The 12,172-nt window shown below is 68.0% G+C and carries 11 protein-coding genes; 1 reads left to right on the top strand and 10 read right to left on the bottom strand.

Features of this window, described 5'->3' with window-relative positions; genetic code table 11:
- Positions 1-119: 119 nt before the first annotated feature.
- The 10 genes from lpqB to H7J89_RS23390 all read right to left on the bottom strand — a co-directional run bounded on the left by lpqB (position 120) and on the right by H7J89_RS23390 (position 10,541).
- Positions 120-1,877, bottom strand: a complete 1,758-nt coding sequence (lpqB, locus tag H7J89_RS23435; RefSeq protein ID WP_264047171.1) for an MtrAB system accessory lipoprotein LpqB — start codon at positions 1,875-1,877, stop codon at positions 120-122.
- Positions 1,877-3,562: an MtrAB system histidine kinase MtrB gene (gene mtrB / locus H7J89_RS23430; protein WP_264047169.1), complete on the bottom strand. Its 1,686-nt coding sequence runs from the start codon at positions 3,560-3,562 to the stop codon at positions 1,877-1,879. Before mtrB ends, lpqB begins: the two co-directional genes overlap by 1 nt.
- A gap of 13 nt (positions 3,563-3,575) precedes the next feature.
- Positions 3,576-4,262, bottom strand: a complete 687-nt coding sequence (mtrA, locus tag H7J89_RS23425; protein ID WP_046187325.1) for a two-component system response regulator MtrA — start codon at positions 4,260-4,262, stop codon at positions 3,576-3,578.
- Positions 4,263-4,342: 80 nt separating this feature from the next.
- On the bottom strand, positions 4,343-5,032 hold the full coding sequence (locus H7J89_RS23420) for a dTMP kinase (RefSeq protein WP_264047166.1): 690 nt from the start codon (positions 5,030-5,032) through the stop codon (positions 4,343-4,345).
- 61 nt (positions 5,033-5,093) lie between these two features.
- On the bottom strand, positions 5,094-6,566 hold the full coding sequence (ahcY, locus tag H7J89_RS23415; protein ID WP_264047164.1) for an adenosylhomocysteinase: 1,473 nt from the start codon (positions 6,564-6,566) through the stop codon (positions 5,094-5,096).
- A 99-nt stretch (positions 6,567-6,665) separates the two neighbouring features.
- Positions 6,666-7,262, bottom strand: coding sequence for a TetR family transcriptional regulator AlkX (gene alkX / locus H7J89_RS23410; RefSeq protein ID WP_264047175.1), 597 nt, complete (start codon positions 7,260-7,262; stop codon positions 6,666-6,668).
- A 68-nt stretch (positions 7,263-7,330) separates the two neighbouring features.
- Positions 7,331-7,513, bottom strand: a complete 183-nt coding sequence (locus H7J89_RS23405) for a rubredoxin (protein WP_066956259.1) — start codon at positions 7,511-7,513, stop codon at positions 7,331-7,333.
- Positions 7,510-7,683: a rubredoxin gene (locus tag H7J89_RS23400; protein WP_264047161.1), complete on the bottom strand. Its 174-nt coding sequence runs from the start codon at positions 7,681-7,683 to the stop codon at positions 7,510-7,512. The genes H7J89_RS23405 and H7J89_RS23400 overlap by 4 nt, the downstream gene beginning before the upstream one ends.
- Positions 7,680-8,933, bottom strand: a complete 1,254-nt coding sequence (locus H7J89_RS23395; protein WP_264047159.1) for an alkane 1-monooxygenase — start codon at positions 8,931-8,933, stop codon at positions 7,680-7,682. Before H7J89_RS23395 ends, H7J89_RS23400 begins: the two co-directional genes overlap by 4 nt.
- A 99-nt stretch (positions 8,934-9,032) precedes the next feature.
- Positions 9,033-10,541: an APC family permease gene (locus tag H7J89_RS23390; RefSeq protein ID WP_264047156.1), complete on the bottom strand. Its 1,509-nt coding sequence runs from the start codon at positions 10,539-10,541 to the stop codon at positions 9,033-9,035.
- Positions 10,542-10,640: 99 nt separating this feature from the next.
- On the opposite strand from H7J89_RS23390, the gene H7J89_RS23385 reads away from it, so the two are divergent.
- A complete protein-coding gene (locus H7J89_RS23385; RefSeq protein ID WP_264047173.1) occupies positions 10,641-12,053 on the top strand; it encodes an FAD-dependent oxidoreductase in 1,413 nt (470 codons plus the stop codon).
- Positions 12,054-12,172: the final 119 nt, after the last annotated feature.

The raw sequence follows: 12,172 nt of genomic DNA, 5'->3' as shown, positions 1-12,172 counted from the left end.
GGCCACCGACTCGGCATCCAACAACTCACGCTGATCATCAGAACGACCCTGCACCCACTGATCATCCCGAAAACCCCAGCACAACCCACCCCGCCACGCGGGATTAATTCAGCAGGCTCCTAGCCCGGCAGCACCGGCGCCGCGCCGAACACCGTCAGCCCCGGCACCTCCGACCAGCCCTGCTGACTTTCGGCCGCCGAGGCCGAATACTGCAGCACCCCTTGGGGTGCGCCCACGTAGACCGTGGACGGGTTGGCCGCGACCGTGATCACCGGCATCTGCAGGCCCCGGGCGGGCGCGTCGGAGTTCACCCCGTCGAGGTTGACGTACGACACCGGATGGCTGGCGTCGGTCCGGGTCACCACGATGTCGTCGCCGGTTCGCCAGGACAGCGACACCACCGAGTTGCCCAGCCCGAAGCCGAGCCGCCGCGGGTAGGTCAGCGCGTACTGGCCGGCCTGGGTCTGCTCGACGCTGGCCAGGATCACCTGGCCGCCGATCACCATCGCGGCGCGCGCGCTGTCGCGGGACAGCTGCAGGTCGGTGATCGGCCCCGGGAACCGGGTGGACACCGCGACGGAATCGACCGGGATGCGGGCGGGTTGCCCCGACGCCGGCTCCTGGATCGCGCGCAACACGTTGTTGCCGTCCACCACCACCCACACCGCGTCGTCCAACGACCAACTCGGCCGCGACAGGCTGTGGCCGTCGGCGGACTGGACCGCTTCACCGCCGAGGTCGCCGATCCACAGCGACGCCGCCTCGTCCGGGGCGCCGCGGTGCAGCGTGACGATGGACGCCACCTGCCGCCCGCTGCGTGACAGCGCGGCCCCGGTCTGATCCCCCATCCGCCCGAAGGCCCCCGGCACGTTGCTGATGCGCTGTCCGTCGAGGCCGACCAGCGAGCCGTTCACCAGGGCATGCAATCCGGCGCCCGCGCCGTCCGCCACGCCGGGGTCGGTGGCGGCGACATCGGAGGTCGTCCACCCTTCGGCGAACCGGTCGTCCAGCGGCGCGCCGTCGGCGTTGATGACGTAGGGCCCCCGGATATCGGCCCTGGCCAGGGTCCAAATGATCTGCGCGGCAAGCAATTGCCGGCTGTGCGGGTCGGTGGTGGACAGCTTCTCCAGATCGATGCGCGCACCGCCGTAGCCGCGCCCGATCCCGTTCTTGCCGCCGTCGGCCCGGGTCACCGGTCCGCGCAGCCGCAGCGGCGGGGCGAGCAGGTTGCGGACCGTGTGCGCCATCTCCGGCCGCGGCCCGGCGATCATCTTGGACACCAACTCGGTGGCCAACTGATCGTGGTCGGCGACCGCGACGTAGCGCGGATCGGGGACGACGGTCTTGCCGGTCGGGTCGGCGAAGTACAGGGTGTTGCGCTTGTAGGTGGACTGAAACTGCTGCCAGTCCAGGAAGACTCCGTTGGGCAGGCGGTCGATCCGCCACCCGCCCGAGGTCTTGACCAACTCGATCGGGCCCGGGTCGGGTAGCACCCCCTCGGCGGTTTCGAACACCCCCATGTCCGACAGCGATCCCAGGATGTCGGCCCGCATGGTCGCCGAAACCCGTTCGGCGGCACGGGTTTCCACGAACACCACGTGGTCGATCAGCAGCGCGCTGCCGGCGTCGTCCCACGCGTTGGATGCCGACTGGGTGAGGAACTGCCGGGCCGCCAGATGCCGGTTCGCGGGATCGGCTGTGGCCTTGAGGAATTCGCGCAGCAACACGTCGGGATCCATGCCCGGCGTCGGCTTGGGCAGATTCGACGGGGCCGGCCGTTCGACGGTGCCGATGGCTTGGGGCGCCGACGAGCTGGGCACCCCCGCGCAGCCGCCCAGCAGCACGGCCACCAGCAACAGCCCGAGCAGGCGCCGCATCACCCGCTCCTCTCGGCGTGTTCACGTTGGCGCGAACGGTCTTTCGCGGTTTGCGGCCCCGGCGGATTCGCGCCGGCGGCCGGCGGAACGGGCTTCATCGGCAGCGGGCTGGTGGTGACCTTGTGGCCGCGAACCAGCGGAAGCGTCAGCCGGAAGCACGACCCCTCGCCCGGCTCGCCCCACGCCTCCAGCCGGCCCTGGTGCAGGCGCGCATCCTCCACGCTGATCGCCAGGCCGAGCCCGGTGCCGCCGGACCGGCGCACCCGCGACGGGTCGGCGCGCCAGAACCGGCTGAACACCAGCTTCTCCTCGCCGGGCCGCAGCCCCACCCCGTAGTCGCGGACGGTGACGGCGACGGTGTCCTCGTCGGCGCCCATCCGGATCTGCACGGGCTTGTGTTCGGCGTGGTCGATGGCGTTGGCGATGAGGTTGCGCAGGATCCGCTCCACCCGCCGGGTGTCGACCTCGGCGATCACCTCCTCGTCGGGCAGGTCGACGAGCAGCTCGATGCCGGCCTCTTCGGCCAGGTGGCCCACGTTGCTCAGCGCGCTCTGCACGGTGGTGCGCAAATCCACCGCCTCGACGGACAATTCGGCCACACCCGCGTCGTGCCGGGAGATTTCCAGCAGGTCGTTGAGCAGCGATTCGAACCGGTCCAGCTCGTTCACCATCAGCTCGGTGGACCGCGCCAGCGTGGGGTCGAGGTCCGCGCTGTGGTCATAGATGAGGTCGGCGGCCATCCGCACGGTGGTCAGCGGGGTGCGCAGTTCGTGGCTGACGTCGGAGGTGAACCGGCGCTGCAGGTTGCCGAACTCCTCGAGCTGGGTGATCTGGCGGGACAGGCTCTCGGCCATGTCGTTGAAGGACACCGCGAGCCGGGCCATGTCGTCTTCGCCGCGCACCGGCATCCGTTCGGACAGGTGCCCCTCGGCAAAGCGTTCGGCGATCCGCGACGCCGACCGCACCGGCACCACCACCTGGCGCGAGACCAGCAGTGCGATCCCGGCGAGCAGCACCAGCAGGACGGCACCGCCGGTGATCATGGTGCCGCGAACCAGCGTGATGGTGGCCTGCTCGTTCTTCAACGGGAAGATCAGGTACAGCTCCAGGTTGGCCACCTGGGACGACGCGGGCGTGCCCATGATCAGCGCCGGACCGGAGAAGCCATCGGTGTGCACGGTGGCGTACTGGTACGACGCCTGCCCGGCCTTGACGAAGCCGCGCAGGGAATTCGGCACCTGGTCGACGGGCCCGGCCGTGGTCGCCGCGCGCGGCCCGTCGCCCGGCACGATCAGCACCGCGTCGAACGCGCCGGCCAGCCCGGCGCCCGACGCGGGGTCGGTCTTGGACGTCAACGTGTTGCGGGCCAGCTGCAGGCTGCTGTCCAGCGAGCGCGTCTCCTCGCCGCTAACGATCCCGCCGACGGTGGTGCGCGCGCGCTCGATCTGTTCGATGCCGGCCTTGACCTTGACGTCGAGCACCCGATTGGTGACCTGGCTGGTCAACACGAAGCCGAGCGCCAAGATCACCGCCAGGGACAACCCGAGCGTCAGCGCCACGACGCGCAGCTGCAACGAACGGCGCCACGCAACGGCAACGGCGCGACTCACCGCACCCATGCCGCGGGTCATGGGACCCGAACGCCCCCAGCGGCTCCTAGTCCGTCGCGGCGAGCGCCAAATCAACGACGCTCCCGGATCACGGAGGTCCGGCCTTGTATCCCACTCCTCGAACGGTCAACACCACGGTCGGGTTCTCAGGGTCTTTCTCAACCTTGGCCCGCAGACGCTGGACGTGCACGTTCACCAAGCGGGTGTCCGCTGGGTGACGGTAGCCCCACACCTGTTCGAGCAGCACATCACGAGTAAACACCTGCCGCGGTTTGCGCGCCAACGCGACCAGCAGGTCGAATTCCAGTGGCGTCAGCGAGATCTGTTCGCCGTTGCGGGTCACCTTGTGCGCCGGCACGTCGATCTCGACGTCGGCGATGGACAGCATCTCGGCCGGCTCGTCGTCGTTGCGCCGCAGCCGCGCCCGCACCCGGGCCACCAGCTCCTTGGGCTTGAACGGCTTCATGATGTAGTCGTCCGCGCCCGACTCGAGGCCGAGGACCACGTCCACGGTGTCGGTCTTGGCGGTCAGCATCACGATCGGCACGCCCGAATCGGAGCGCAGCACGCGACACACGTCGATGCCGTTCATGCCCGGCAGCATCAGGTCCAACAACACCAGATCGGGGCGCAGTTCGCGCACCGCAGTCAGGGCCTGGGTGCCGTCACCGATGACCGCGGTGTCGAAACCCTCCCCACGCAACACGATGGTGAGCATCTCGGCCAGCGAAGCGTCGTCATCGACGACCAAAATCCTTTGCCTCATGGAGTCCATGGTGTCACCAGATCCGGACAAACCCGGCGCGCCACACGGGCGTTTCTTGCGCCGAGCCGCAAATATGGAGCCAAATTCGGTCAAATTCCCGTGCTCGACGCCCCCGGCGTGCTCTCCCGGGCGGTTGCGGGGACCTCTTTGGCGCCGACGAGGGTGGCGGCCAGCCGGTCCGGATCGACCTCCGCGTGGGCGACAAGCCAGGGTCCGCCCCAGCCCGCGGCGGCCAGCTCGGCGTAGACCGCGCCCGTGCGCAGCTGCAGTTCGTGGTCGCGTTCGTAGCTGTCGCGCGCCCGGCCCGGGTCGGACTGCGCCCGGCTGCGGGCGCGCTGCCCGGCCAGCTCGGCCGGCACCGCGAGCAGCACCTGCCAGTCGGGGGCGGGCAGCCCGAGCCGCCGGTACTCCAGCTCGAGCACCCAGGCGGCCGCCGCGCCGCCCGCGTCCTCGTGCAGGCGCGCGGCGCTGTAGGCCGCGTTGGATGCGACGTAGCGATCCATGATGACCACGTCATGGTCGCGGCGCAGGGCCTCGATGTCCTCGACGGCGCCCGCCCGGTCGAGCGCGAACAGCAACGCCATCGCGTACACCGACGACGCGAGATCGCCATGCTGTCCGTGCAGGGCCTCGGCCGCGACGTCGGCGGTCACCGATTTCCCGTAACGCGGGAACGCCACGATCGCCACCGACTTGCCGGCCGCCTCGAAGGCCCTGCGCAAGCCGTCGGACAGTGTCCGTTTGCCCGCGCCGTCAACCCCTTCGATCGCGATCAGCACGGCACGAGCCTATCGGCGCCTCGAACGCCCGGCTGGCCGGGCACTCGGCGAGAGCGACAACTCAGTAGCGGTAGTGGTCGGCCTTGTAGGGGCCGTCGACGTCGACGCCGATGTACTCGGCCTGCTCCTTGGTGAGCTTGGTCAGCTTGCCGCCGAGCGCCTCGACGTGGATGCGGGCCACCTTCTCGTCGAGGTGCTTGGGCAGCCGGTAGACCTCGTTGTCGTACTCGTCGTTCTTGGTCCACAGCTCGATCTGGGCGATCACCTGGTTGGAGAAGCTGTTGCTCATGACGAACGACGGGTGGCCGGTGGCGTTACCCAGGTTCAGCAGTCGCCCCTCGGAGAGCAGGATGATCGACTTGCCGCTCTCTTTGAACGTCCACACGTCGACCTGCGGCCGGATGTTCGTCTTGGTCGCGCCCGAGCGCTCCAGTTGGGCGACCTGGATCTCGTTGTCGAAGTGCCCGATGTTGCCGAGCACCGCATAGTCTTTCATCGCCTTCATGTGCTCGAGGGTGATGATGTCCTTGTTGCCGGTGGCGGTGATGACGATGTCCGCCTCGCCGATCGCGTCCTCGACCGTCGCGACGTCGAAGCCCTCCATCAGCGCCTGCAGCGCGTTGATCGGGTCGACCTCGGTGACGACCACGCGCGCGCCCTGGCCCTTGACCGACTCGGCGCAGCCCTTGCCCACGTCGCCGTAGCCGCAGACCAGCACCTTCTTGCCGCCGATGAGCACGTCGGTGCCGCGGTTGATCCCGTCGATCAGGGAGTGCCGGCAGCCGTACTTGTTGTCGAACTTGGACTTGGTCACCGAATCGTTGACGTTGATCGCCGGGAAGGCCAGGTCACCGGCCGCGGCGAACTGGTACAGGCGCAGCACGCCGGTGGTGGTCTCCTCGGTGACGCCCTTGACCGACTCGGAGATCTTGGTCCACTTGTCCTTGTCGGTCTCGAAGCGCTTGCGCAGCAGCTCCAGGAAGACCTTCCACTCGGTGGGGTCGTCGTCCTCCGCCGGGGGCACCACGCCGGCCTTCTCGTACTGCGCGCCGCGCAGCACCAGCATGGTGGCGTCGCCGCCGTCGTCGAGGATCATGTTGGCCGGCTCGTCCGGCCAGGTGAGCATCTGCTCGGCCGCCCACCAGTACTCCTCCAGCGTCTCGCCCTTCCAGGCGAACACCGGGACGCCCTTGGGCTCCTCGGGCGTGCCGTGCGGGCCGACGACCACCGCGGCGGCGGCGTGGTCCTGGGTGGAGAAGATGTTGCACGACGCCCACCGCACCTGCGCGCCCAGCGAGACGAGGGTCTCGATGAGCACCGCGGTCTGCACCGTCATGTGCAGCGAGCCCGAGACCCGCGCCCCCTTGAGCGGTTGCACTTCGGCGTACTCGCGGCGCAGCGACATCAGACCCGGCATCTCCTGTTCGGAGAGCTCGATGTCCCGGCGACCATAGTCCGCCAACGACAGGTCGGCGACCTTGAAATCGATGCCGTTGCGGACGTCGGCGGTCAGCGAACTTTCGGTCGTCGTCATAAATCTCATTCCTTCTGCGGCTTAGGGTCCAAGAGGATTACTTAGCTTAGGTATGCGCTCTTGCGCCACTGTAGTCGGCGGCCGCGGGGGCAGCAGGCGTCAGGGCACGTTGACGACGCCGTGACGTTCCGCGAACGGCGTCATCAGCCGGGCCAGGTCCGCCGCGACATCGTGGTCGGCCTCCGGCGGCATCGACACGTAGCTCATCGCCAGTCGCACGATGGCGCGCGCGAGCACGCCGGCGTCCTCGTCACTGGTGGCCACCCAGCTTTGGGTGAACGCCGTACTCAGCCGTTCCGACGCGCGCGTGATGATGGGCCCGCTGTCGGTGGTGATGATCTCCAGCAGGTCCGGCTTGGCGACACCGCTCAGCAGGGAGATCACCAGCGGGTCGGCCGCCGACTCCGCGAAGAAGGCCCGAAAGCCCTGCAGGAACGCTTCGTAGATGTTGCCGACGTTGGCGTCGATCGCGCCTCCGACCGCATCGACCAGGCGATCGGCCAGGCGCAGGGCGTAACCCTGCGCCAGGCCCTGCCGCGAGCCGAACTCGTTGTAGATGGTCTGCCGGCTGATGCCCGCGGCGCGGGCCACGTCCGACAGCGTGATGGCGGACCAGTCGCGGGTGCCCAGCAGCTCGCGCATGGCGTCCAGCACCGAGTCGCGCAGCAGCGCGCGCGACGCCTCGGGGTACGGCATCCGCTTCACAGGCGCGACAATAGCTGCTTTCGCGACCGTTTCCGCTTCTTCAACCGTGTTCGTGGCGATCACGAACGGGCGATCTCGACCATCTCGAAGTCGGATTTCGCGGCGCCGCAATCCGGGCAGCTCCAGTCCTCCGGGATGTCGTCCCAACGGGTCCCGGGCGCGATGCCGTCTTCCGGCCAGCCCTTGGCCTCGTCGTACTCGAACCCGCACTGCACGCAGATGAAGAGCTTGTAGTCGGTCACTGATTCACTCCTAAGGTTTCGAAGTCGGCCTTCTCGCGCACCGCGCAATCGGGGCAGCACCAGTCGTCGGGGATGTCGCTGAAGGGCGTGCCCGCGGGAAAGCCTTCCCGCGGGGCGCCTTTCGCTTCGTCGTAGATGTAGTCGCAGCCCGGGCAGCGGTAGGCGATCATGCGGGCACCCCGTAGCGCGCCAGCACCTTGTCGCGCATCCGCGGGTGGATGTTGACCTTGGTGATGTCGCCGTCGTAGTGCTCGAGCACCCGGTGGTCCATCACCTTGCGCCACAGCGGCGGGATGTAGGTCAGCGAGATCATCGACGCGTACCCGCTCGGCAGGTTGGGCGCGCCCTCCATGCTGCGCAGCGTCTGGTAGCGGCGCGTGGGGTTGGCGTGGTGATCGCTGTGCCGTTGCAGGTGGTACAGGAACAGGTTGGTGACGAGGTGGTCGGAGTTCCAGCTGTGCACCGGCGCGCAGCGCTCGTAGCGCGCTTTCCCGGAAGGCGAGTCGAGCTTCTGCCGCAGCAGACCGTAGTGCTCCAGGTAGTTGACGGATTCGAGCAGGCTGAAGCCGAAGACGGCCTGAATGATCACGAACGGAATGAGCGCCGGGCCGAAGACCGCGATCAGCACCGCCCACAACACGATCGACAGCAGCCAGGCGTTGAGCACGTCGTTGGACAGATACGTCACCGGGTTCCACGGGTTCTTGTCCTGCCGGCGCAGACGCTGGGCCTCCAGCCGCAGCGACGAGCGCAGGCTGCCGAAGACGCTGCGCGGCAAGAACTCCCAGAAGGTCTCCCCGAACCGGGCCGACGCCGGGTCTTCCGGCGTGGACACCCGCACGTGGTGGCCGCGGTTGTGCTCGATGTAGAAGTGGCCGTAGCAGGTCTGCGCCAGGGTGATCTTGGACAGCCACCGCTCCAGCGCGTCCTTCTTGTGGCCCATCTCGTGGGCGGTGTTGATGCCCACACCGCCGAGGACGCCGACCGACAGCGCCACGCCCAGCTTGCCCGCCCAGCCCAGCGCGCCGTCATAGCCCAGCCAGCTCAGGTTCGAGGCGGTGAACAGGTAGGCGCCGAAGACCACGCTCAGGTACTGGAACGGGATGAAGATGTAGGTGCAGTAGCGGTAGTACTTGTCGTTCTCCAGCTGCTCCATCACCTCGTCGGGCGGATTCTGCCCATCGGGCCCGAACCGCAGGTCCAGGATCGGCAGCAGGATGTAGACCAGGATCGGACCGATCCACAGCAGCGCCTGTGAGCCGCTCTGCCAGCCGAGCCGGTTCATCGCCCAGACCAGCGGCAGCACCACGAACAACGCCGTCGGCGCGATCAGCCCCATCAGCCAGAGGTGCCGCTTCTTGTCGCGCCAGACGGGCGGCTCGGCCGCTTCCGGCGTCACCTGCGGTTCGAATGTGGTCATATGCCAAACCTCCTTGTGAGCACACCACGTTGGAGATTGACAATATCGCCATATACGTCTCGTGTCTAGACACCGGACGTCATTTTGTAAAGCGGATGTCTAAGGCACGGCATCGGGTTCGGCACCCGCGGGCGCTTCGACCCCCTGCGACTCCCGGCTGCCCTGCACCGAGTGCCGGTATCCGTAGCCGGCGTAGATCGCGGTTCCGACCACCAGCCAGACGCCGAACCGCACCCAGGTCAGCGCGGTGAGGTTGACCATCAGCCACACGCACGCACAGATCGAGGCGATCGGCAGGACCGGAACCCAGGGGGCCCGGAAGCCGCGCTCCAGGTCGGGTCGGGTGCGGCGCAGCACCATGACGCCGGCCGAGACCAGGATGAACGCGAACAGCGTTCCGACGTTGACCATCTCCTCGAGCTTGGCGATCGGGAACACCGACGCCGTGACGGCCACCACCAGCGCGACGAGCACGGTGATCCGAACCGGGGTGCCGCGCGAGCCGGTCTTCGCCAGCTGCCGCGGCAACAGCCCGTCGCGCGCCATCGCGAACAACACGCGGCACTGGCCGAGCATCAGCACCATCACCACGGTGGTCAGTCCGGCCAGCGCCCCGATCGCGATGATCTTGCTGGCCCAGTGGATTCCGTTCTCGGTGAACGCCGTGGCCAGGTTGGCCGGCTTGTGGCCGGGGACGGTCTTGAGCTTGGTGTAGGAGACCATCCCGGACAGCACCACCGAGACGGCCACGTAGAGCACGGTCACGATCGCCAGCGACGCGAGGATCCCCCGCGGCACGTCGCGCTGGGGCCGCTTGGTCTCCTCGGCCATGGTGGCGACGATGTCGAATCCGATGAACGCGAAGAACACGATCGATGCGCCCGCCAGCACGCCATACCAGCCGTAGTGGCTGCTGTGCGCCCCGGTCAGCAGCGACAGCACCGACTGGTTCACGCCCGAGGCCTCGTGCCCGGATTCGGGCTTGGGAATGAACGGCGAAAAGTTGGAGGCCTTGATGTAGAAGGCGCCGACGACGACGACCAACAGCACCACCGAGACCTTGATGCCGGTGATGATGGCGGAGAACCTCGACGACAGCTTGGTGCCCAGGGCGATCAGGGTGGCCACTCCCGCGACGATCAGCAGCGAGCCCCAGTCCAGATCGAAAGACCCGAGGCTGGTGGTGCCGCCGGCGAATCCGAACACGTTACCCAGGTAGCTCGACCAACCCTTGGCCACGACGGCCGCGCCGATCGCCAGCTCCAGCAGCAGGTTCCAGCCGATGATCCAGGCCAGGAACTCGCCGAAGGTGGCATACGAGAAGGTATAGGCGCTGCCCGCGACGGGCAGCGTCGAGGCGAATTCGGCGTAACACAATGCCGCCAGCGCGCAGGTGACCGCCGCGATGATGAACGAAATCCAGATCGCGGGGCCGGTGATGTCGCCGGTCGTCGACGCGGTCACCGTGAAGATCCCGGCGCCGATCACCACAGCAACCCCGAAAACGACCAGGTCGAACCAGGTGAGTTCCTTGCGTAGCCGGGTGTCTGGCTCGTCGGTATCGGCGATCGATTGTTCGACCGACTTCATGCGCCATCGGTTGGCCATCCGCCGCCCTTTCCCATTCCCTGGGGCCCATTGGTCCGTGACAGTACTGGGTACTCTGCCGAGATGCCGGACACCAAAGCAAACACCAGGGACCATGCGGTGGTCATCGGGGGCAGCATCGCCGGCCTGTGCGCGGCGCGGGTGCTCTCGGATGCGTATTCACACGTCACCGTCTACGAACGCGACGACTTGCCGAGCACACCGTCGAACCGGGCGACGGTCCCGCAGGACCGGCACCTGCACATGCTGATGGCCCGCGGCGCAATGGAGTTCGAGAGCCTGTTTCCCGGGCTGCTGGAAGACATGGTGGCCGCCGGCGTGCCGATTCTGGAGAACCGGCCAGATTGCATCCACCTCGGCGCCGCGGGCCACGTGCTGGGGACGGCGCACACCCTGCGCGACGAATTCACCGCGTACGTGCCCAGCCGCCCTCATCTGGAGTGGCAATTGCGCAAACGAGTCCAGAACACGGACAACGTCACGATGGTGCGCCGCTCGGTGACCGAACCGCGGTTCGATCCGGCGCGCCAGCGGGTGACCGGGGTGCTGGTGGCTCCCGCCGACGACGGCGGGGAACCCGAATTCGTCGCGGCCGACCTCGTCGTCGACGCGGCCGGGCGGGGCACCCGGTTGCCGGTGTGGCTGGAGCAGTGGGGGTACGAGCGCCCGAGGGAAGACCTCCTCGACATCGGCATCTACTACGCCACCCAGCAGTTCCGCATCCCCGACGGCCTGATCGCCGAGAAGGTGGTGGTCGCCGGCGCCTCGCACGACAACTCGCTGGGGCTGGGCATGCTGTGTTACGAGGACGGGACCTGGGTGCTGACCACCTTCGGGGTCGCCAACGTCAAACCGCCGCAGACCTTTCCCGAGATGCTGGAACTGGCCGAAGAGCTGGTGCCGGCCCATGTCAACGCGGCGCTGAAGCAGGCCGACCCCCTCGGGGAGCCCGCGTTTCACGCCTTCCCGGCCAGCAAGTGGCGCCGCTACGACAAGCTGGACCGCTTACCGGCGGGCATCATCCCCTTCGGCGACGCCGTCGCCAGCTTCAACCCCACCTTCGGGCAGGGCATGACGATGACCTCGCTGCAGGCCGGTCACCTGCGCCGCGCCCTGCAATTGCCGGACGACGAGGTGGCCGCCGCATTGAACCGGGCGACGGCCAAGTCCACTTTTCCGGTGTGGACGATGAACGCCATCGGCGACGTCACCTTCCACCACGCCGGCACCAAGGGGCCCGTCCCCTGGTGGTGGCGGCCCACCGGTGCGCTGTTCGACCAGTTCCTGGGGGCCGCGGAAACCGATCCGGTTCTGGCGGAATGGTTTTTGCGCCGCTTCTCGCTGCTTGACAGCCTCTACATGGTTCCGCCGCCGCGCATCGTCGGGCGCACCATCGCGCACAACCTGCGGCTGTGGCTGGGCGAGCGTCGTCAGGCCGCGAAGGACCGGCGTTCAGTGGCGCTCGCAAGCGCGGCGGCGCCGGGCGATGCGGGTCGCCAGCATCAGGACTAGTGGTGTGTCCTGTATTTAGCTGACTTTTTCGAGTGCGATCCGTCCGCGCGCAACCTTGGCGAGGATGGATTCGGCGGTGGCGGTCCATACGTACGGTTTGGGGTCGTCGTTGTGGGCGT

The organism is Mycobacterium paraffinicum, assembly GCF_025822865.1.
GTDB lineage: Bacteria > Actinomycetota > Actinomycetes > Mycobacteriales > Mycobacteriaceae > Mycobacterium > Mycobacterium paraffinicum.
This window is presented reverse-complemented; position numbering and strand designations above follow the sequence as displayed.

Excerpts from the sequence above, each read along its gene's own strand:
- H7J89_RS23390 (WP_264047156.1), bottom strand. The coding sequence starts at position 10,541 with ATGGCCAACCGATGGCGCATGAAGTCGGTCGAACAATCGATCGCCGAT.
- alkX (WP_264047175.1), bottom strand. The coding sequence starts at position 7,262 with ATGCCGTACCCCGAGGCGTCGCGCGCGCTGCTGCGCGACTCGGTGCTG.
- H7J89_RS23400 (WP_264047161.1), bottom strand. The coding sequence starts at position 7,683 with ATGATCGCCTACCGCTGCCCGGGCTGCGACTACATCTACGACGAAGCG.
- ahcY (WP_264047164.1), bottom strand. The coding sequence starts at position 6,566 with ATGACGACGACCGAAAGTTCGCTGACCGCCGACGTCCGCAACGGCATC.
- lpqB (WP_264047171.1), bottom strand. The coding sequence starts at position 1,877 with ATGCGGCGCCTGCTCGGGCTGTTGCTGGTGGCCGTGCTGCTGGGCGGC.
- mtrA (WP_046187325.1), bottom strand. The coding sequence starts at position 4,262 with ATGGACTCCATGAGGCAAAGGATTTTGGTCGTCGATGACGACGCTTCG.
- H7J89_RS23395 (WP_264047159.1), bottom strand. The coding sequence starts at position 8,933 with ATGACCACATTCGAACCGCAGGTGACGCCGGAAGCGGCCGAGCCGCCC.